The sequence below is a fragment of the Parabacteroides goldsteinii DSM 19448 = WAL 12034 genome (assembly GCF_000969835.1).
GTDB classification, from domain to species: domain Bacteria; phylum Bacteroidota; class Bacteroidia; order Bacteroidales; family Tannerellaceae; genus Parabacteroides; species Parabacteroides goldsteinii.
In genome coordinates, this window is record NZ_KQ033913.1 from 680665 (window position 1) to 702597 (window position 21933).

Here is a 21933-nt window from a genome sequence, read left to right on the forward strand (position 1 = left end):
CTTTTTAAAACGTATCCATTTGGTGCACATACTTCCCTTCCTCGTCATACAGGTGTACGGCACAAGCCAGGCACGGGTCGAAGGAATGGATGGTCCGGAGGATTTCAAGCGGTTGATTGGCATCGTGTATCGGTGTGCTTATCAAGGCTGATTCGTAGGGTGACAGGTTGCCGTTTTCGTCTCTCGGCGAAGCGTTCCAAGTGGTCGGGACTACCATCTGATAGTTCTTCATCCGGTTGTTCTCGATGACGGCGAAATGAGCCAGTGCGCCGCGCGGAGCTTCGCAGAGGCCGACCCCTTGCGCCTGTTTCGGCCAGTTCTCGTTTTCCCACATGACCGGGTTAGCCATGCGCGAGTCGCCATTTTCCAGGTTCTTCATCAACTGGTCGAAAAACTCGAGCGACCAATGAGCGACCAACTGGGTTTCGATGCCGCGGGCGGCGGTGCGGCCGAGGGTCGAGAAGAGGGCGGAGGCGGGGAGGTCGAGTGCCTTCAGCACATTGTCGACAGCCGTTTTCTGCGGTTCCTTTCCGGCGGCATAGGCTACGACGAGACGGGCCAGCGGACCGACTTCCATAGCGTGTCCTTTCCAACGGGGCGTTTTAATCCAGCTATATTTATCGTCTACGTTCAGATGCTTGTAGGGCGGTTTCGGACCGGTATATTCGAGGTTCGTTTCTCCTTCGTACGGATGGAGACCGGCTTTATCGCCTTCGGTGTATTTGTACCAGGAGTGGTAGATATATTCTTTGATTTCCTCCGGCGAGTTGGCGTCTACCGGATGAACCTTGCTCAGGTCGCGGTCGAGGACGATGCCGCGCGGACTCATGTAATCTTCTACACCGGCGTATCCATGCAGGGGGAAATCGCCGTAGGAAAGGTAATTGCTTACACCGCCGCCTATCTTGCTCCATTCGTCTTTATATACGCCGGCAATCATCAGGAGGTCGGGGATATACACCTGGTCGATGAAATCCTTGCCTTCCTGCAACTTCTGTTTCACCAGTGCGAGACGTTCGGCATTGATGGCGTTCGCCTCGTTCAGGTCGATGCTGCACGGCATACCGCCGACCAGGAAGTTGGGATGCGGGTTCTTTCCGCCGAAGACGGCATGTACCTTGACAATCTCTTTCTGCCATTCCAGTGCTTCGAGGTAATGGATGGTGGCAATCAGGTTCTGCTCCGGTGTCAGTTTGTAGGCCGGGTGCCCCCAATATCCGTTGGCGAAGATGCCCAGTTGACCGCTGGCGACGAACTTCTTGAGTTTGTTCTGCATTTCGGTGAAATAGCCTTCCGTGTTTTTGGGCCATGGCGACAGCTGCTGGGCGAGGAGGGCAGCCGCTTTCGGGTCTGCCTTGAGGCCGGAAACAATGTCGACCCAGTCGAGGGCATGCAACTGGTAGAAATGCACCGTATGGTCGTGCATGTAGAGCACCGCTTCCATGATGTTGCGCACCATTTCGGCATTGGGCGGAACACTGATGCCGAGCGCATTCTCGACGGCGCGAATCGAGCAAAGCGAGTGGATGGAGGTACACACGCCGCAAACACGGCCTACGAATACCCAGGCATCGCGTGGGTCGCGGTCGCGTACTATGTTTTCGATTCCGCGTACCATCGTACCGGAACTGTATGCATCTTTTATTTTGCCATTTTCGATGGCTGCCTCTACCCGGAGATGACCTTCGATACGGGTAATAGGGTCTATAACGATTCTTTCAGACATGGTGTTGCTAATTTAGTTAGATGGTAGATTTGCTTTCCGGTTCTTCGTTGTCGATCAGTTTCTTCTTCCGGATGTTCGTGGCTACGGCATGGACGGCGATGCCGGCTGCTGTCGCGGCTCCCAAGGCAAGGCCAATCTGGTCGGCTGTCGCTTCGATGCCGAACCCGTGTACGTCGGGCATCCGTTTATAGAACGGGCTGTTGTCCCAGAAGTTTTCTTCGCTGCAACCGAGGCAGGGGTGCCCGCTCTGGATGGGGTAGCTCGTCCCTTCGTTCCATTTGATGATACCGCAGGAGTTGTAGGTGCTCGGTCCTTTGCATCCCACTTTGTAGAGGCAATACCCATGCTTGGCGTTCTCGTCGTCGAAGCTCTCCACGAAGAGGCCGGCATCGAAGTTGGCACGGCGGTAGCAGGTGTCGTGCACGCGGCGTGAATAGAACATCTGCGGACGTCCCAATCCGTCGAGTTGCGGCATACGCTCGAATGTCAACATATAGATGATTACACCTGCCATGACGTCGGCAATTGGCGGGCAGCCTTGTACGTTGATGATTGGTTTCCCTTTGATGACCTTATGGATCGCTTTTGCCCCAGTCGGGTTGGGGTTGGCCGCCTGCACGCAACCGGCACATGCGCAGTTTCCCCAGGCGATGATGGCTTTGGCGCCTTCGGCAGCCTCGCGGGTGATTTGCAGGGCGCTTTTGCCGCCGACACAGCAATAACCTTCGTCTTTCGTCGGAATCGAACCTTCAATCATAAGCAGGTATTCACCTTTATATTTCTTCATGGTCTCTTCCTTGGCAGCTTCGGCCTGTTCGCCGGCGGCAGCCATCAGGGTTTCCGTATAATCAAGTGAGATTTTGTCGAGAAGCAGGGTCGCCACGATAGGGTGGGCGGCACGGATGAACGATTCCGTACAGCAGGTGCATTCTTGCAGGTGAAGCCAGATGACCGGCAGGCGCGGCTTGGTTTCGAGTGCGTTGACAACCTGGGCGACACCGGAGGCTTCCAATCCCATAAAGGCGGCCATGGTGGTACAGAATTTCAGGAAATCCCTTCGGGAGATGCCTTTCTGCCGGCATTCCTCGTAGACGGTTGGTCTTTTGTTATCCATATTTTCGTAATTTATTGGTTTCTTTGTTTTATTACGGCAGTCGTAAGTGTTCGTTTACGGGTGTCGTAACTGCTCATTTACGGGTGTCGTAACTGCCCGTTTACGGATGCCGTAACAAATCGGCCTCCGTTTTCAGGTGCGAACTTATCCGGGTGTCGGATACGGTAATATCCGGGTACCGGATACGAGAACATCCGAGTGTCGGATACGGGTACATCCGGGTACCGGATAAATCCGCCTCTTTTCAGCAGATACGCGGCAGCTGTTCGCCGCTCAGCATATCGACTATCCGGTAGTTGCCGTAAAGTGTCCTCATCTTCACCACTGCGTTGCCTTTCTTTTCCACCCGTCCGATGACGGTAGCCTTTTCTCCCTCCGGGAAACTGCGCATGACGGCCAGTGCTTCTTCCGCCAGTGCTTCGGGGAGGATGACCAGCACCAACCCTTCGTTGGCGACATACAGCGGGTCGAGTCCCAGTATCTCAGAAGCGCCTCTTACGGCATCGGGGATGGGGAGGGCCGCTTCATCCAGTATGATTTCAACGTTGGCCGCTTTCGCAATTTCGTTCAGTGTTCCGCTCACCCCGCCACGTGTCGGGTCGCGGAGCACATGGACTTCCTCTATATTTTTTAACAACCGGGAGAGCATATTGTTTAACGAAACGGTATCACTTTTCAGATTTGTTTCGAATCCGAGGCTTTCGCGGGCGGAAAGGATGGTGATGCCATGCGTTCCGATAGGACCGCTGCAAATCACTGCGTCTCCGGGTTGCACGCGGTCGGGGGCGATACGGATGCCTTCGGCGACGACTCCGATGCCGCTGGTATTGATAAAGAGTTTGTCGCATTTGCCACGTTCCACCACCTTGGTATCACCGGCGACAATCTGCACGCCGGCTTTGTCGGCCGCCTTCCTCATGGACTGCACGATGCGTTGCAGGTCGGCAAGCGGCAGGCCCTCTTCGAGTATGAACCCGGCAGTGAGGTAAAGCGGACGGGCACCGCAGCAGGCAAGGTCGTTCACCGTCCCGTTCACCGCCAGGTCGCCGATATCCCCTCCGGGAAAGAAAATCGGGTCGACCACGAAAGAGTCGGTCGAGCATGCCATGCGCCCTTCCTGAACGGGAAATACGCAGCCGTCGTGGTCCTGTTCCAGCAACGGGTTGCGGAAGGCGGGATAGAAGATGTTACTTATCAGTTGATGCGTCATCCTCCCGCCACCGCCATGCGCCATCAGCACACAGTCGGCATCGTTCAACGGTATCGGGCAGTTAAAATCTTCGTTCTTCATAATCATTATTATCATATTTGAACTATTTTGTCCCCGTGCTTGACACGGGGCCGCAAAGGAGCAGGCTGTATCAAAAGATACATATAGGAAACGGTCTATGCCTCTGCGATCCCGTGTCAAGCACGGGAACGGGATAGTTCATATTTTTCTATATTTATAGTAAGCCGCACAAACTCCTTCCGATGAAACCATCGGTGCACCTTTCGGGCGTTCCGGCGAACAACCCTTTCCGAAGAAAGGACAGTCGGCGGGTTGTTTCACGCCCCGCATGATGTCTCCGGCAATACATTCGGATGGGATTTCTGTTCCATTCGGATGGAATGGGAATTTCTCCCGGGAGGAATAGGCTGCATATGTTTTCTTTAATCGTAAACCGCTGTGGGGAATGATGCCGATGCCCCGCCACTCCTGGTCGCATGCCTCGAGCGTTTCGTCCATCAATGCGCGGGCGGCCGGGTTACCCGTTTCGGGGACGGCACGCCGGTAGGCATTCTCGACAATGTGGCTTCCGCCTTCCAACTGGAGCAGGCAACGATAAATGCCGTATAGCAGGTCGACCGGCTCGAAGCCTGTGACGACCATCGGCGTTTTATATTGTTCGGCCAGCTTGTGGTAAGCAGAGTTTCCGGTGATGGCACAGACGTGTCCGGCGGTCAGAAATCCGTCTACCTTACTTCCCGGGTCCGAAAGAATCGCGTCTATGGCCGGAGGAACTGTGAACAGTGACGTGAGTAACGAGAAATTGCTTAACTTTCGCCGTTGTGCCTCTTTTAACGCCATCATATGAACAGGGGCGGTTGTTTCAAAGCCAATGGCGAAAAAGACAACTTCTTTCTTTGGATTTGTTTCCGCCAGTTCGACCGCATCGAGCGGGGAATAAAGCATTCGAACATCTGCACCGTGTGCTTTTGCCTGTAATAAATCTTCTTTTGTGCCCGGCACACGCATCATGTCACCAAACGAAGCCAGAATAATATCGGATTGTCCCGCCAGTTCAAGTGCCTGGTCAATCAGACTAACCGGAGTCACACAAACCGGGCATCCCGGCCCGTGAAGTAGCCGGATTTCCTGTGGCAGCATCTCTTCCAGGCGGTAACGGGCAATGGCATGGGTTTGCCCGCCGCATATCTCCATGATGTGCCACGGCCGGGTCGTTACCTTTCGGATAGCCCGCAGGAGTGCCTGTACCTGTTCGTTATTTCTATATTCATCGACGTACTTCATAAGCGTTGGAGTTTCTTTAAATCTTCCAGTGTTTCTTCTGCCTCTCGTGCATTCACTACGGAGATCGCCATTCCGGCATGCGCCAGGATATAATCGCCTTCCGTCACATCGACCCATTGGATGCAAATGTTTTTGGTGATGCCGCTAAAGTCAACTCTGGCCATGGCCAGCTCAGGCTCGGAACGGTCTATGCTTATAATTTTACCAGGTATTGCCAGACACATAAGCTGATTTGTTTTTTATTAACAACTCCAAAAGTAGGCAATATGTTTGGGAAAAGGTGTGTTAAATGATACATATTATCTATTAATTTATAGATAAAAGTTATCTCTATTGTTGCCGGGTTCGGTTGTTTGTTAAACTTAAACCCTCTATATTTGTGAGCATAGTAAAACAAACAGTGTGAGAATATCGATATTGACAATCCGTGGGTTAGTGCAAGGCGTTGGCTTTCGTCCTTTTATCTATCGTATAGCAAATGAGATGAAGATAAAAGGAGAGGTCGGTAACCGGAATAACGGAGTGTCGATCCGTGCGATCCTGACTCCGGAGCAGCGGGAACTTTTTATTTCCCGGATCAGAAATGAGCATCCGGCAGTTGCTTCGATCCATAGTGTTCAATGGGAAGAAGCCGATGTTGCAGATACGGATTATCCGGATTTTATGATTACACCCAGCCGTTCCGATTCGGAGGAGGTGACGCAGGTGGCGCCCGATATCGCTGTTTGTCCCGAATGCCTTTCCGACCGGATGAGGCAGCCGCATCGCCTGCGTTATCCTTTTATCAACTGTACGCATTGCGGCCCCCGTTTCTCTATCATCCGCGATTTGCCTTACGACCGGAAGCAGACCACGATGGCCGCCTTTGCCATGTGTCCCGACTGCCGGAGGGAATACACGACGGTAAGCGACCGCCGTTTCCATGCACAGCCTGTGGCCTGCAATCATTGCGGGCCTTTCTATTATGCCATATATAATAATGTAAAGATAAAGGAGTACGATAAGTTGCTGGACCTCTCCGTCCGCCTGCTTCGTGAAGGCGAAGTGATAGCGGCGAAAGGCATTGGCGGTTATCATCTGATATGCGATGCCCTGAACGGGGAGGCGGTGGCACGTTTGCGGGCGATAAAGCAACGTGACAGCAAGCCTTTTGCCGTTATGTTCCGCGATATGGAACATTTGCGGCACTATGCGGAGGCGGGCCCGGTCGAAGAAGACTGTCTGTCCTCCTGGCGCCGCCCGATTGTCTTGCTGAAACAAAAGAAAGCACTGGCGGACGATATAAACCGCGGCATGCGGACCTTGGGTTGTATGTTGCCTTATATGCCGTTGCATGAGGATTGGTTTGCCGCCCTCGACACACCGGCCCTGGTGATGACAAGCGGCAACCTGAGCGATTACCCTATCGCCATAACTCCGGACGAAGCCGCGGAGCAGTTGTCCGGAAAGGTCGCTCTCCTGCTTCACCATAACAGGGATATTCATAACCGGGTGGACGATTCAGTCCTTCAGGTTTGCGGCGGGCAACCTTGCCTGGTGCGCCGTTCGCGCGGCTATGTACCGGAGCCATTCTTTGCCGACATTCCCGTGGAAGGTATCCTGGCTTTCGGTGCGGAGAAAGTAAATACGTTTGCCCTGGGAAAAGGGGATACCATTCTGCAAAGCCAGTATATCGGTGACCTGAAGAACTGGGAGACATTCTGCTTCTACACGGAATCGCTGGACCGCTTCCGGCATCTTTTTCGTTTTACCCCTTCTGTACTGGCTTGCGATATGCATCCTGATTATCTCTCATTGCAGGAAGCGGAGCGCGTTGCCGCACGTACCGGATTGCCTTTGCTGAAAATACAACATCATCATGCCCATGCGGCAGCCTGCATGCTGGAATATGGCTTGCATGAGAAAGTGGTTGCCATCGTCCTGGACGGGACGGGGCTGGGTGAAGACGGAAAGGTCTGGGGAGGTGAGTTCTTCCTCTGCGACCGCAAAGAGTACCGCCGCCTCTCGCATTTTGAATATGTCCCGCTGCCCGGCGGCGATAAGGCGGCTGTGGAACCCTGGCGGATGGTCGTCGCTTATCTGTGGCATTATTGGGGAGATTCCGCCTGTTTCCCGGAAGGCTTTCCCGAACGGGTAGGTGCGGATAAAATCCGCCTGCTGATGACGATGATGGAGAGAGGCGTCAATACGCCCTATACCTCGGGTGCCGGCCGGCTGTTTGATGCCGTCGCCTCCCTCTTGGGGTTGTGCGATGTGTCGACCCATCAGGCCGAGGCTCCTGTAAAACTGGAGCAGGCAGCCGGCAGTGAACAGTCGGCGCGTTATCCGGTTATAATAAAGGAAGGTGTTATATCCTTCCGTCCCTTGTTTGAGGGACTGTTGAACGATTGTGCTTCCGGAGTCTCCGTCGGTGACCTGGCTGCCCGGTTCCATAATACGATGGCTTTCCTGCTGCTCGACGAGGCCGCACGCCATCTGCAACAGACCGGAGCGACCCGCGTGGTTATCTCCGGCGGCTGTTTTCAAAATAAAAGGTTGACGGAACAGTTGCAACGTTTATTTGCCGCAAAAGGCATCCCGTTGTACGTCCCGGGCCGTATACCATGTAATGACGGGGGAGTTGCCGTCGGCCAGCTGGCCATTGCCGCTTCCCGGAATAAAAAAGACTGATTATGCACGAAATGTCTATTGCACAGAGTATCGTAGAACTGGCCGAAGAACAGGCGCGCAGCCGTCATTCGGAAGCCGTCGAGGAACTGGAACTGGAAATCGGCCGCTTGGCGGGTGTGGAATTGCATACGCTTGATTTCGCACTGGAAAGCGCAGTGAAAGGTTCCCTGCTCGAACATGCTTCGATTGTCCGCCATATCATTGACGGTGAGGGCATGTGTACCGGTTGCGGGCAGACTTTCCCGATGGAGACTCTGTTCACGCCTTGCCCGGCATGCGGTTCCTATTGTGTTAAAATCATTAAAGGAAAAGAACTTCGTGTAAAATCTATTGTTATTAAATAATAAATACAAAACGCTTATGTGTGGAACTTGCGGGTGTGGAGAACACCACCATCATCACGAACACGACCATCCTCATGAACATGGCCATGAACATCATCATCACCATCACGATGAGGATAAGGTAATAACTCTTGAACAGGATATACTCCGGCGGAACAATCTGCTGGCGGAGCGCAACCGCGGTTATTTTGAGGCAAAGGAAATCTTCTGCCTGAACCTGATGAGTTCGCCCGGTTCCGGAAAGACTACGTTGCTGGAGGAAACCGTGCGCCGCCTGAAAGGCAAACTCCCTTTGTATGTCGTCGAGGGAGACCAACAGACTTCTAATGATGCCGACCGCATTGCCGCACTGGATATCCCCGTTTTCCAGGTCAACACCGGGACTGGCTGCCATCTGGAAGCCGATATGGTGAACCACGCAGTCAAACATCTGGCACCGGCCGATCACTCGATACTTTTTATAGAGAACGTCGGCAACCTTGTTTGTCCTGCCATGTTCGACCTGGGCGAAGCAAAGAAAGTCGTTATCGTTAGCACGACCGAAGGTGACGATAAGCCGTTGAAATATCCGCACATCTTTGCAGAAGCCGATGTTTGCGTAATCAATAAGACAGACCTGGCACCTTATCTGAATACCGATATAGAGACCTTGAAGAGTAATGCTTTAAAGGTGAACCATCATTTGCAGGTGTTTGAAGTGTCGGCAACGAAAGGGGACGGCATGGAGGCCTGGTGCGACTGGTTGTGCTCAGAATGTGCAAAATGTAAATAAATAACCCCTGTTTCGATGGATAAATGGATAAAAAAGCTATATTTGTTCCAGTTCATTGAATCAAAATAATCAAAGTGTTATGATTAACCGAGAATTAATCGACCCGAAGAGCATAGTCGTAGTAGGCGGCTCGAATAATGTACACAAGCCGGGTGGGCGTTTGGTACGAAATCTCCTTGATGGCAAATATAAAGGAGAACTGTATGTCGTGAATGCCAGGGAAGACGACGTGCAAGGTCTGAAATCGTATCATTCCGTGCAGGATATTCCGGATACGGAAATGGCTATCATATCGATTCCCGGTCCTTCATGTCCCGAAGCTGTTGATATCCTGGCTAAACAGAAAAATGTAAAAGCATTTATCGTGGTTTCCGCCGGTTTTGGCGAAGAGACCCACGAGGGGGCTATCCTCGAAAATCAGATGCTGGATAGTGTGAACGAAGCAGGAGCCTCCATGATTGGCCCGAACTGTATCGGACTGATGAATATGAATTTTCATGGAGTGTTTACACAGCCTATCCCCGAATTTCATCCCGACGGAGTCGACTTCGTCTCCAGTTCCGGCGGTACGGCGCTTTTCATCATTGAATCGGCATTGACAAAAGGCTTGCGTTTTTCTTCTGTATGGTCGGTTGGCAACTCCAAGCAGATTGGGGTAGAGGAGGTGATTGAGTATATGGACCGTAACTTTGATCCTGTGCTCGATTCCAAAATCAAGATGCTTTATATCGAACAGATTAAGAATCCCGATAAATTATTGTATCATGCCGCTTCGCTGATTCGCAAAGGTTGTCATATCGCAGCCATCAAAGCTGGAAGCACCGAATCGGGCAAGCGTGCTGCTTCCTCGCATACCGGTGCGATTGCGAGTTCGGATTCGGCTGTGGAGGCTCTGTTCCGTAAAGCCGGTATCGTACGTTGTTTCAGCCGTGAAGAGCTAACGACGGTTGCTTGTATTTTCACCTTGAAAGAGGTAAAAGGAAAAAACTGTGCAATCATTACACACGCCGGAGGCCCTGCCGTCATGTTGGCGGATGCTCTTTCCAAAGGCCGTCTGAACGTTCCCAACCTGGAAGGTCCGATAGCGACCGAGTTGAAATCCAAGTTATATCCCGGGGCAGCCGTTAGCAATCCGATTGATATTATCGGAACGGGAACACCGGAGCATCTGGCTACGGCAATAGACTTCTGTGAAAATAAGTTTGAGGAAGTCGATTTGATGATGGTTATTTTCGGAAGTCCCGGCCTGGTGAAACTATATGATACATACGAAGTACTTCATAAAAAGATGGAAGAGTGTAAGAAACCAATCTTCCCGGTATTGCCTTCTATCGTAACTGCCGGCCCGGAAGTGCGCAGCTTTGTGAAAAAGGGACATGTGAATTTCTCGGACGAGGTGACTTTGGGTACGGCTCTTTCCCGTGTGATCAATACGCCGAAGCCGATGAGTACCGATATACAATTATATGGTGTCAATGTGCCCGAAGTGCGTCGTATCATCGACCAGTTGCCATCCAACGGTTATCTGGCTCCCGAACAGGTTCGCACGCTGTTGGGTGCTGCCAATATCCCATTGGTGGAAGAGTTTACATCGACCGACAAAGACGAGTTGATTGCTTTTGCCAAACGTGTAAAATTCCCTGTTGTGGCAAAGGTGGTCGGTCCTGTACATAAAAGTGATATTGGCGGTGTAGCCCTGAATATCCGCAGTGAGGAGCACTTGTTGTTTGAGTTTGAACGTATGATGCGCCTGCCGGATGTGACGGCAATTATGGTACAGCCTATGCTGAAAGGGCAGGAGTTGTTCCTCGGGGCGAAGTATGAGGAAGGTTTCGGGCATGTAATCCTTTGCGGTCTGGGAGGTATTTTTGTCGAAGTACTGAAAGATGTTTCTTACGGTCTGGCTCCGTTATCCTATGACGAGACCTTTTCAATGATTCGTTCTTTACGCGGTTATCCGATTATTAAAGGTACACGCGGGCAGAAAGGTATCGACGAGCAACAATATGCAGATATTATAGTCCGTCTTTCTACTTTGCTCCGTTTTGCTTCTGAAATAAAAGAAATGGATATTAACCCGCTGGTTGCAACCGACCGGGGATTATTTGCGGTAGACGCCCGTATCCGGATAGAAAAATAATATCTCTGACAGATATTAATAAAAAGGGGAATTGAAACGTAAGCCTGTCGATTTGTTTCAATTCCCCTTCGTTTATTTGTACTATTCAGCCTGTTTTCTTCCTCTTCTTTTTCGTCCGGGAAGTGACGGCGGAATATTATCTCTGACAAATTTTTTAAAGCTACTGAGCGATACCTGGTAATACTCGGCCAGTTCGGCGTACGTAGCATTTTCTTCGTTGAGTTCCTTTTCTATCTGTTCTTTCTGCGCAAGTAGGTGGTCCATTTTGGGAGTACCTTTCGGGCGTCCGAGGGTTGTGCCCCGACTTCTGGTAATTTCCAGCGATTCTTTTGTCCGTGTCGAGATTAGTTTGCTTTCAATTTCCGAGACGAGCCCAAAAGTAAATGCTAACGTTTTGCTGTCGACATTGTTTTCAAAAGTATACCCTTCTTTGAGACAGTAAAGAGTGATCTTTTTTTCAATACATAATAATATCAAATGCATAATTTCCATCAACCTCCGGCTCAGGCGTGTGACATCGGCTACAATTAATGTATCGCCGGCCTCCATATTTTTTATAATATCTTCAAGCCTGTTCTTATGTCGTGAGGATGTTGTTCGTGTATCTTTATGCCATTTGTCTATAGTCATGTTATTGTTCGCGGCAAACTGCTCAATCGCGTTTTTTTGATTGTCACTTTGTTGCTTGTTTGAATATGTTCGTGTATAGGCAATTATCATACTATTTTTAATGTTGATACGTTTATATTATAACATATTGGCTAGCAATATGTTCATGTCTGCTTGTCCTTCTTTCTGCTGTTTCACCTCCTTTCCTTTAAATCTTGTAATTAAACAGATGCGAAAATAAACAATTAAAAAAGAACACGAAATATTTGGTGGATAAAAATAAATGCTTACCTTTGCACCGCAATCGACAATAAAGGGATTGCAAAACGGGGTGTAGCGCAGTCCGGTTAGCGCACCTGCTTTGGGAGCAGGGGGTCCCAGGTTCGAATCCTGGTACCCCGACAAGAAAGAGAATCAACGAATTGGTTGGTTCTCTTTCTGTTTTTTTAATCTATATGATATATTATCCAAACTTTTCTTTCCTGGTTAGTTTTTTACAAATAAACTGTCATACTCTCATTTTTCTTTTGTATTGATTGAATATCAATGTGTATTTCTATGATAGTTGTTTGAAATAACTATCATGGCAACTGTCATAATCCTCATTTAACTATCATATCTTCCTGTTTATCGAAAATATAAGGTGCCTGAATGTATTGTCGGTGAGCTATTTTACATTATATATGCTTCTTTTTTTAGTGATATTATGGCTTTTTTTGCGGAGAATAAGCGGATTATTTCTCTGAGACCCCTATTTGAGTACCTTTTACACCCGGGTTTGAACTGTGCTGAGACCTGGGTGTAAAGGGTAAACAGACCCGGGTCTCAGCGTAAATGGGTCGTTATGTTGTTGAAAATAAACAATATACTGCGTGATAAAATGTAGGTGTGTTTATGATAGTATGATGGTTGTGTCGATCCGTATCATCTAAACTATCATACGATGCATGGCTTTGAATATCAATTGATGAGGTTTGTGTTATGATAGTATGACAGTTGTTTTATGTTGAGTAATTACAAGTATCTTTAGTTTGGTTATCCTGTTTTTCTTTTAATTTCAATGAAAATATTACAGTTAATGAATATAGTATTATCTTTGCAGACCGGCTGCGCGTAGAGTACAATAGTATTTTACAGATACATTGTATGTATACTTTTGATTCATGGAATTAAAACAAATAAATCTTTAAAAAGATGTATAGAACAAGAACATGTGGAAACTTGCGCCTGGCAGACGAAGGTCTGGTGGTTACTTTAGCCGGATGGGTGCAGAGAACTCGTAAGATGGGCGGTATGACGTTTGTCGATCTTCGTGACCGTTATGGTATAACCCAGCTGGTATTCAATCAGGAAGTAGATGCTGATCTTTGTGAAAAAGCAAACAAACTGGGCCGTGAGTATGTGATTCAGGTAACAGGAACTGTCAGAGAACGTTCCAGCAAGAACAAAAATATTCCGACAGGGGATATCGAACTGATTGTTTCGGAACTGAATGTACTGAATGCAGCAGTAACTCCTCCTTTCACGATCGAAGATGAAACGGATGGCGGCGACGACCTGCGTATGAAATACCGTTATCTGGACTTGCGTCGTAATGCCGTTCGTAAGAATCTGGAACTGCGCCACCGCATGGCTTTCGAAGTTCGTAACTATCTGGATAAACAGGGATTCCTGGAAGTGGAAACTCCGGTGTTGGTAAATTCAACTCCCGAAGGTGCCCGCGACTTCGTTGTTCCTTCACGTATGAATCCGGGACAGTTCTATGCATTACCGCAGTCACCGCAGACCTTGAAGCAGTTGCTGATGGTTTCCGGTTTCGACCGTTATTTCCAGATCGTGAAATGTTTCCGCGACGAAGACCTGCGTGCCGACCGTCAACCGGAATTTACACAGATTGACTGCGAAATGAGTTTCGTTGAGCAGGAAGATGTGTTGAATATCTTTGAAGGTATGGCAAAACATCTGTTCAAGGTAATCCGTGGCATCGAAATTAAAGAGCCGTTCCAGCGCATGACTTGGCACGATGCTATGAAATATTATGGTAGCGACAAACCCGACCTGCGTTTCGGCATGAAGTTTGTCGAATTGATGGATATCATGAAAGGTCATGGTTTCTCTGTATTCGATGATGCTGCTTATGTTGGCGGTATCTGTGCAGAAGGGGCAGCAACTTATACACGTAAACAACTGGATGCGTTGACTGAATTCGTTAAACGTCCGCAGGTAGGAGCGAAGGGTATGGTATATGCCCGCGTAGAAGCCGATGGCAGCGTGAAGTCGAGCGTAGACAAATTCTATACACAGGAAACATTGCAACAGATGAAGGAAGCCTTCGGGGCAAAACCGGGCGACCTGATCCTGATCCTTTCAGGCGATAATGCGATGAAGACCCGCAAACAGCTTTGCGAATTGCGTCTTGAAGTGGCGAGCCAGTTGGGATTGCGCGATAAGAACAAGTTTGCTTGTCTGTGGGTGGTTGACTTCCCTCTGTTCGAGTGGAGCGAAGAAGATCAGCGTTTCTATGCTATGCACCATCCGTTCACCTCTCCGAAGCCGGAAGATATTCCGTTGCTGGATAGCGATACGGGTGCCGTACGTGCTAATGCTTACGATATGGTTATCAATGGTGTTGAAGTGGGTGGAGGTTCTATCCGTATCCATGACAGCAAATTGCAGGATAAGATGTTTCAGTTGTTGGGATTCACCGAAGAAAGAGCACAGTCTCAGTTCGGCTTCCTGATGAATGCTTTCAAGTATGGTGCGCCGCCTCATGGAGGTCTGGCTTATGGTCTGGACCGTTGGGTGTCTTTATTTGCCGGTCTCGATTCAATCCGCGACTGTATCGCTTTCCCAAAAAACAATTCCGGTCGCGATGTCATGCTCGATGCTCCGTCTGTTATCGACGACGTGCAGCTGGATGAATTGTGTCTGAAAGTAGACGTAAAAGAATAAATTATGATACGGATAAAGGATGTTCTGAAAGAATTGGAGCAATACGCTCCGTTGCCATTGCAGGAAAGCTTTGACAATGCAGGTGTGCAGGTAGGTGATGTGAACCAGCTTGCCACCGGTGCGCTTCTTTGCCTGGACGTTACCGAAGAGGTGGTCGACGAGGCGATAGAAATGGGGTGTAACCTGATTATTTCACATCATCCTTTAGCCTTTAAAGCATTCAAGTCGTTGACCGGTTCCACTTATATCGAGCGATGTATGATAAAGGCATGCAAGTATGACCTGGTGATCTATGCCGCCCATACCAACCTCGATAATGCTGCCGGAGGTGTTAACTTCCGTTTGGCGGAACTGATCGGACTGGAAAATGTACGTGTGCTGAGTCCTCAGAAAGGAGCCTTGCTGAAACTGGTTACTTTCGTGCCCGAGGTGTATGCGGAGTTGGTACGGACTACCTTGTTCAATGCCGGTGCCGGCACTGTCGGTGCTTATGATTCATGCAGCTTCAATCTGGCAGGCAAGGGGACTTTCCGTGCCGGAGAGGGTACAAATCCGTTTTGTGGTGAAGTGGGAGAGTTGCATGTGGAGCGCGAAATCCGCATCGAAACGATATTACCTGCTTTTCGTAAATCGACGATTACACGCGCCCTGCTTTCGGTCCATCCGTACGAAGAACCTGTGTTCGATTTCTATCCTTTGAATAATACCTGGGACCAGGTCGGTTCGGGGATAGTGGGAGAGTTGCCCGAAGAAGAGGACGAGTTGGTTTTTCTGCAACGGATAAAAGACCTCTTTCAGGTCGGTTGCGTGAAGCATTCGGCCTTTACAGGCAAGCCGATACGTGAAGTGGCCTTGTGTGGCGGCAGTGGTGCATTCCTGATAAAAGATGCGATAGCCTACGGTGCGGACGTGTTCATTACAGGTGAGGCCAAATACAATGACTTTTATGATGTAGAGGATCGTATTCTGCTGGCTGTAATAGGCCATTATGAATCCGAAGTATGTACAAAAGACATCTTTTATAACATAATATCGAAAAAATTCCCTACCTTTGCCGTACATTTTTCGAATGTTAATTCAAACCCGGTAAAATATTTATAGAATGGCTACAGATAAACAATCAGCTGAAAAAGAGTATACAGTTGAAGAAAAGCTTTCTACGCTTTATCAACTTCAGACGATGATGACTGAAATTGATAAGATCAAAACGCTTCGTGGAGAGCTTCCCCTGGAAGTTCAGGACCTGGAAGATGAGATTGCAGGATTGGAAACCCGTCTTCAGAACTATCAGTCGGAGATCCAGGATTATGAGAGTGCTGTTGTTGAACAGAAACACAGAATTACAGAATCTACCGGACTGATCGAGAGATATAAATCGCAACTGGATAACGTGCGCAACAACCGCGAATTTGATAACCTGTCAAAGGAAATCGAATTCCAGGGACTTGAAATCGAATTTTCTGAAAAGAAGATCCGCGAATTCGGCGAAGCGATTAACCATAAGAAAGAAGAGATTGCCCAGCTTACCGAAAGACTGGACGGCCGTAAGGCTGACCTGGTTCAGAAAAAAAGTGAACTGGAAGAAATCATTTCTGAAACAAAGCAGGAAGAAGAAAGACTGCGCGAAAAGGCTAAAAAACTGGAAACAACAATCGAACCCCGTTTGCTGACTGCATTCAAGCGTATCCGTAAAGGTGCCCGCAACGGTTTGGCTGTCGTTTATATCCAGCGTGATGCCTGCGGCGGTTGCTTCAACAAGATTCCGCCTCAGAAACAGATGGATATCAAGTTGCGTAAGAAAGTGATCGTTTGCGAATATTGCGGACGTATCATGATCGACCCGGAACTGGCAGGTATAGAAGATTAAAATTACATCTATAATTTTTAAGGCACGGATTACACGGATTAACACGGTTCTTATTTGATTAGACTGTGGAATCTGCGTAATCCGTGCCTGATTTTTTTGTACCAATGAGGAATATTGTCCGTACATACATAGAGAAACAACAGTTGTTGTCCGGTGACGGGCCTGTGCTGGTTGGTTTGAGTGGGGGAGCCGATTCGGTTGCCTTGCTTGCTTTGCTTGTGCAGCTCGATTATCCTTGTGTCGCCCTGCATTGTAATTTTCATCTGCGCGGCGACGAGTCTGTCCGCGATGAACAGTTTGCCCGGGAGATGGCACGTACACTGGATGTTCCTTTCTATAAAATAGACTTTGATACTACGGCTTATGGAGTCGAACATCATCTTTCTATCGAGATGGCGGCCCGCGAACTGCGTTATAACTGGTTTGAAGAGATGAGGCTGCGTTTGGGTGCACAAGCGATTGCCGTGGCCCATCATCGCGACGACAGTGTGGAAACCGTATTGATGAACCTGGTCCGTGGCACAGGAATCCGTGGGGTGGGAGGGATCCGGCCTAAAAACGGTTATGTGGTGCGCCCTTTGCTGGCTGTCAGCCGTAGCGAGATACTGGATTGGCTTGCTGAACAGCAGCTATCTTATGTAACCGACAGCACGAACTTGTCGGATGCCTATACACGTAACTTTATCCGTCTGCGTGTACTTCCTTTGCTGGAAGAGTTGAATCCTTCTGTAAAAGCGGCTATTGCGCGTACAGCCGATCATCTGGCCGAAACAGAGGCTATCTATCTGCATGTGGTGGAAAAGGCGCGCCGGGAATTGGTGAAAGAAGATCTCCGTATCCCGATTGCCCGCCTGATGGAGTATCCTTCTCCGGCAACGATCCTGTATGAATTGCTGAAACCTTACGGTTTTATCCGGCAGGTGGCCGACGATGTGTTCCGTTCGCTGACGGGAGAATCGGGCAAAATGTTCTACTCGACCGACTATCGCTTGCTGAAAGACCGTGAATATTTGCTGCTTTCGCCTGTAAAGAAAGAAGAAGAGCAGGAATATACTTTTACCGCAGATGATATCGTAGAAGAGGTCTGGCGGGGTCCGGTTGAACTTTCTTTCTTTAAATCTGTTATTACTACTGACTTCTGTTTCCGGAAGGATAAACGTATCGCCTATTTTGATTACGACAAACTCTCGTTTCCCCTGACACTTCGTAAATGGAAAGAAGGTGATTGGTTTATTCCCTTTGGAATGAAAGGCCGTAAGAAACTGAGCGATTATTTCTCAGATCATAAATTCAGCCGCATGGACAAAGAGCAGACATGGCTCCTTTGTAGCGGTGAAAACATCCTCTGGATTGTGGGAGAGCGCTCTGACAATCGTTTTTGTATCGACAAAACGACTAAGAGTGTGCTGGTTGTGAATTTTTTTTCGACAAAAATAATAGAATAATTAAAAATGTTCTTACATTTGCAAAGATTTGCTCCGCAGATGTGTTACTAATGATTCAAATTAGCTAAACAATCCGGTTTTTTACATTGAAATTTTTATTATCAAAAACTATTAAGATACAATGATAGCGGTAATGCACGTATTGTATAATCTTTTATCGTGTACCGTTTTATTTACTCACTTCTCAATATGCAGAAATATAACATTCTAGAACTAAATGAAAAACTCCTTCCTGAATTGCAGAGTATAGCGGAAGAGTTGGGAATTAAGAAAATAAGTTCTTTGAAAAAAGAAGAACTTGTTTATCGCATTCTTGATGAACAGGCTATCTCATACGCAGGTCAACAGGCAGAAAAGGAGAAAGAAAAAGAAGCTAAGAAGGCTGAAAAGCAGACAAAAGCAAAGAAACCTTCTAAAACGGCTGCTGCAAAAGCGCCGAAGGCTGAAAGCAAACCGAAAGCTGTAAAAGCTGAAGCTGCTGAGGTTGCCGCCCCTAAAGCCACGCAACCCGTTGAAGAAAAGCAGGCAGCTGTAGTTGCAGAAAAAAAGGAACAACCCGAACGTAAGAAAAGAGTACGTATTGAAAAGAAGGAAAAAGTAGCTGGTGCAGTTGCTCCGGCTAATCAGACGGACGAAGTGAAAGTTTCGAAAACTCCTCAGACTGTCACAACGGAAGTGGTTGTAGAAAAGCCTTTATTACCTCCGGTTGTAGTTGAAGGCGCTCCCGAAGAGTTGCCGGTAGTCGAAACGGCTCCCGTAGCTCCGGCGTCCCCCGCAGAACCGGTCGTTGAAAAGGCTTCGGAAGTACCGGCAGCAGAGGCTCCGGCAGCGAACGAACCTAAAAGGGTTGTATTCAGACACCCGGACACCAAGTCGGTTCTCGACCAACTCTTCCCGTTCTCTCCTTCACCTGCCAAACAGGAAAAAGCTGCACCGCAGCAGCCTGAACCGCAGGCCGCTCCGCAACCGCAGCAACAGAACACGCCCCGTCAGAATAACAACAACAGACAGAACAACCAGAATAACAACCACAATAATCAGCGCAACAATAACAATAATAATGCATCGCAGGAAAAGCAATACGAGTTTGACGGTATCCTGATCGGTACAGGCGTATTGGAAATGATGCAGGATGGTTATGGTTTTCTGCGTTCTTCCGATTATAACTATCTGACTTCACCGGACGATATTTATGTATCGCAGTCGCAGATCAAACTGTTCGGACTGAAGACTGGTGACGTGGTGGAAGGTGCTATCCGTCCGCCGAAGGAAGGTGAAAAATATTTCCCGCTGGTAAAAGTGGACAAGATCAACGGCCGTTCGCCGGAAGAAGTGCGCGACCGCGTTCCTTTCGATCATCTGACACCGCTTTTCCCGGATGAAAAATTCATGCTTACAGCACGCAAGGCTCCGAAAGTATACGACAATATCGCCGTTCGCGTAGTCGACCTGTTCTCGCCGATCGGTAAAGGACAGCGTGGTCTGATCGTAGCACAGCCTAAGACCGGTAAAACCATGTTGCTGAAAGATATCGCCAATGCGATTGCAGCAAACCATCCGGAAGTATATATGATCATCCTGTTGATTGACGAACGTCCGGAGGAAGTAACCGATATGGCTCGTAGCGTCGATGCGGAAGTGATCGCTTCTACTTTCGACGAACCGGCAGAACGCCACGTAAAGATTGCCGAAATCGTTTTGAACAAGGCAAAACGTATGGTTGAATGCGGTCACGATGTAGTGATCCTGTTAGATTCCATTACTCGTCTGGCACGTGCTTATAACACAGTTCAGCCGGCTTCCGGTAAGGTTCTTTCCGGTGGTGTGGATGCGAACGCATTACAGAAGCCGAAACGTTTCTTTGGTGCAGCCCGTAATATCGAAAACGGCGGTAGCCTGACGATTCTGGCAACAGCATTGACCGAGACTGGTTCTAAGATGGACGATGTGATCTTTGAAGAGTTCAAGGGTACAGGTAATATGGAATTGCAGTTGGATCGCAAGCTGTCCAACAAACGTATTTATCCGGCTGTCGACATTACTGCTTCAAGTACTCGTCGCGACGACCTGTTGCAGGATGAAAGTACATTGAACCGTATGTGGATCCTTCGTAAATATCTGTCGGATATGAACTCGATCGAAGCGATGGAGTTTGTAAAGAAACGTATGGAACAGACTTATGACAATATGGAGTTCCTGGCTTCCATGAACGGATAATTCATTCGGAATCAAAGAAAATATATCGAAAGTCCCATAGGATTTTTTAATTAGCCCGGAGTTTTCTTGACTCCGGGTTTTTTATGCTGAAGGGGAATATGCGGATAAATAAAAACCCCAAGCATGGCTCGGGGCTATTTTCAGAAGTCTCTATGAGGCTATTCTATTTGTCTGTATTGTATTTCGATAGATTATTAAGATTCTTTCCGGGGCCTTCCGCGGCGGTTGCCGCTTTTGGGGTTGCCTCCCGGACGTTTGTTTCCGGGGTTTCTTCCTCCGTTATTACCATCTTTCCGGGGACGTCCGCGTCCGCGGCGCATGTTTCCGTACTTTTCAGGTTCGTATAGCGGGGTTTCGCCGAACTTCGGGTCGATAGGAATCTTATAAACTTCTTTTTCCAGGAAGTCTTCAATACGTTTGAATTGTGCCTGCTCTTCAATGCTGATGAATGTGATGGCTAATCCTTCGCCTCCGGTACCACGGGCGGTACGGCCGATGCGGTGTACGTAATCTTCCGGGTCGTGGGGGATATCGTAGTTAATCACCAGTTTGATGTCGTTGATGTCGATACCGCGCGAAACAACATCGGTTGCCACCAGTATATCGATATGTCCGTTCTTGAATTCTTTCATTACTTCCTCGCGCTGCGACTGCTCCAGGTCGGAGTGCATGGCAGCTACATTGAACTTCATCCGTTTCAGGGTGGAGGCAAGTTCTTTCACTTTCATTTTGGAGGAAGAGAAAATAATGACACGCTGCGGGCGGCTTTGCAGGAACAGGTCTTCGAGTATCTTTAGCTTCTGAGGATCATAGCAGATATAGGCCGTCTGCATAATTGTTTCGGGAGGACGTGAGATGGCTATTTTGACTTCTTCGGGATTCTTCAGGATTGTTTTTGCTAACGTCCGGATTTTGGGAGGCATGGTAGCCGAGAACATGATAGTCTGACAAGTAGGAGGCAGTTGTTTGTATACCTGCATGATGTCGTCGTAAAATCCCATATCCAGCATACGGTCTGCTTCATCCAGTACAAAATAGGAAACCTGTGAAAGGTCTACCGTTCCCAGTTTCAGGTGGGACAACAAACGTCCCGGAGTGGCGATAACAATATCGGCCCCCATTTCCATACCACGCTTCTGTTGCTCCCAGGCAACTCCGTCGGTACCACCGTATACGGCCACAGCCGATACCGGAACAAAATATGTAAAACCTTCGATCTGCTGGTCTATCTGCTGGGCCAACTCGCGGGTTGGAGCCATGATAACTGCATTGACCGCATTGTCAGGATGATTGCCTTTACTTAATTGATTAATTAATGGCAGCACGTAGGCTGCTGTTTTCCCTGTACCGGTTTGTGCGCAGGCAATAATATCCTTCCCTTCTAAAATAACAGGAATCGTTAATTCCTGTACAGGAGTTGTATCCTGAAAATTCATAGCATCGAGTCCGTCCAATACGGCCTCTTCTAAATCCAATTCGTCAAATCTCATCTTCTATCATTAAATTCTCCGTAAAGGTAAATAATATTTGTCAAATTCTACAATAGTAACACCGGCTCTTGT

General features: G+C 48.5%; 16 protein-coding genes and 1 tRNA gene. 10 read left to right on the forward strand and 7 right to left on the reverse strand.

The features are described from left to right. Nucleotides 1-4: 4 nt before the first annotated feature. The 5 genes from HMPREF1535_RS15865 to HMPREF1535_RS15885 all read right to left on the reverse strand — a co-directional run bounded on the left by HMPREF1535_RS15865 (nucleotide 5) and on the right by HMPREF1535_RS15885 (nucleotide 5579). Nucleotides 5-1726, reverse strand: a complete 1722-nt coding sequence (locus HMPREF1535_RS15865; protein ID WP_046146804.1) for a nickel-dependent hydrogenase large subunit — start codon at nucleotides 1724-1726, stop codon at nucleotides 5-7. Between the two features lie 16 nt (nucleotides 1727-1742). After that, entirely contained in the window at nucleotides 1743-2840 is a 1098-nt protein-coding gene (locus tag HMPREF1535_RS15870; RefSeq protein WP_046146805.1) for a hydrogenase small subunit, read from the reverse strand. A 244-nt stretch (nucleotides 2841-3084) separates the two neighbouring features. Continuing rightward, nucleotides 3085-4131 (reverse strand): hydrogenase expression/formation protein HypE, encoded by a 1047-nt coding sequence (gene hypE / locus HMPREF1535_RS15875; protein WP_046147579.1) that lies wholly within the window; start codon nucleotides 4129-4131, stop codon nucleotides 3085-3087. A gap of 138 nt (nucleotides 4132-4269) precedes the next feature. After that, nucleotides 4270-5355 (reverse strand): hydrogenase formation protein HypD, encoded by a 1086-nt coding sequence (hypD, locus tag HMPREF1535_RS15880; protein WP_046146806.1) that lies wholly within the window; start codon nucleotides 5353-5355, stop codon nucleotides 4270-4272. Continuing rightward, nucleotides 5352-5579, reverse strand: coding sequence for a HypC/HybG/HupF family hydrogenase formation chaperone (locus HMPREF1535_RS15885; RefSeq protein ID WP_007653246.1), 228 nt, complete (start codon nucleotides 5577-5579; stop codon nucleotides 5352-5354). Before HMPREF1535_RS15885 ends, hypD begins: the two co-directional genes overlap by 4 nt. 178 nt (nucleotides 5580-5757) lie before the next feature. Here HMPREF1535_RS15885 and hypF point away from each other — a divergent pair, with 178 nt between their 5' ends. The 4 genes from hypF to HMPREF1535_RS15905 all read left to right on the forward strand — a co-directional run bounded on the left by hypF (nucleotide 5758) and on the right by HMPREF1535_RS15905 (nucleotide 11281). Then, nucleotides 5758-8025 carry a carbamoyltransferase HypF gene (hypF, locus tag HMPREF1535_RS15890; protein WP_046146807.1) on the forward strand — a complete coding sequence of 756 codons (2268 nt, stop codon included), beginning with the start codon at nucleotides 5758-5760 and terminating at the stop codon, nucleotides 8023-8025. Nucleotides 8026-8027: 2 nt separating this feature from the next. After that, nucleotides 8028-8369 (forward strand): hydrogenase maturation nickel metallochaperone HypA/HybF, encoded by a 342-nt coding sequence (locus tag HMPREF1535_RS15895; protein WP_007653250.1) that lies wholly within the window; start codon nucleotides 8028-8030, stop codon nucleotides 8367-8369. A 16-nt stretch (nucleotides 8370-8385) separates the two neighbouring features. Beyond that, nucleotides 8386-9141, forward strand: a complete 756-nt coding sequence (gene hypB, locus HMPREF1535_RS15900; protein ID WP_046146808.1) for a hydrogenase nickel incorporation protein HypB — start codon at nucleotides 8386-8388, stop codon at nucleotides 9139-9141. 79 nt (nucleotides 9142-9220) lie between these two features. Then, a complete protein-coding gene (locus HMPREF1535_RS15905) occupies nucleotides 9221-11281 on the forward strand; it encodes an acetate--CoA ligase family protein (protein ID WP_007653254.1) in 2061 nt (686 codons plus the stop codon). A gap of 81 nt (nucleotides 11282-11362) precedes the next feature. Here the strand turns inward: HMPREF1535_RS15905 and HMPREF1535_RS15910 are convergent, their stop codons facing one another. Next, nucleotides 11363-12001 (reverse strand): recombinase family protein, encoded by a 639-nt coding sequence (locus HMPREF1535_RS15910; RefSeq protein ID WP_007653257.1) that lies wholly within the window; start codon nucleotides 11999-12001, stop codon nucleotides 11363-11365. A gap of 216 nt (nucleotides 12002-12217) precedes the next feature. Here HMPREF1535_RS15910 and HMPREF1535_RS15915 point away from each other — a divergent pair. From HMPREF1535_RS15915 to rho, 6 genes are all read left to right on the forward strand, one after another. Then, nucleotides 12218-12292, forward strand: a tRNA-Pro gene (locus HMPREF1535_RS15915). A gap of 792 nt (nucleotides 12293-13084) precedes the next feature. After that, a complete protein-coding gene (gene aspS / locus HMPREF1535_RS15920) occupies nucleotides 13085-14842 on the forward strand; it encodes an aspartate--tRNA ligase (RefSeq protein WP_010803569.1) in 1758 nt (585 codons plus the stop codon). 3 nt (nucleotides 14843-14845) lie between these two features. Further along, complete coding sequence (locus HMPREF1535_RS15925) at nucleotides 14846-15943, forward strand: Nif3-like dinuclear metal center hexameric protein (protein ID WP_046146809.1); 1098 nt, start codon at nucleotides 14846-14848, stop codon at nucleotides 15941-15943. Between the two features lies 1 nt (nucleotide 15944). After that, nucleotides 15945-16709, forward strand: coding sequence for a zinc ribbon domain-containing protein (locus tag HMPREF1535_RS15930; RefSeq protein ID WP_007653268.1), 765 nt, complete (start codon nucleotides 15945-15947; stop codon nucleotides 16707-16709). Nucleotides 16710-16813: 104 nt separating this feature from the next. Continuing rightward, on the forward strand, nucleotides 16814-18154 hold the full coding sequence (gene tilS / locus HMPREF1535_RS15935; protein ID WP_046146810.1) for a tRNA lysidine(34) synthetase TilS: 1341 nt from the start codon (nucleotides 16814-16816) through the stop codon (nucleotides 18152-18154). A gap of 189 nt (nucleotides 18155-18343) precedes the next feature. Next, entirely contained in the window at nucleotides 18344-20371 is a 2028-nt protein-coding gene (gene rho, locus HMPREF1535_RS15940; RefSeq protein WP_010803566.1) for a transcription termination factor Rho, read from the forward strand. Nucleotides 20372-20565: 194 nt separating this feature from the next. On the opposite strand, the gene HMPREF1535_RS15945 is transcribed toward rho, so the two are convergent. Continuing rightward, on the reverse strand, nucleotides 20566-21861 hold the full coding sequence (locus HMPREF1535_RS15945; protein ID WP_007653271.1) for a DEAD/DEAH box helicase: 1296 nt from the start codon (nucleotides 21859-21861) through the stop codon (nucleotides 20566-20568). Between the last annotated feature and the right edge of the window lie 72 nt (nucleotides 21862-21933).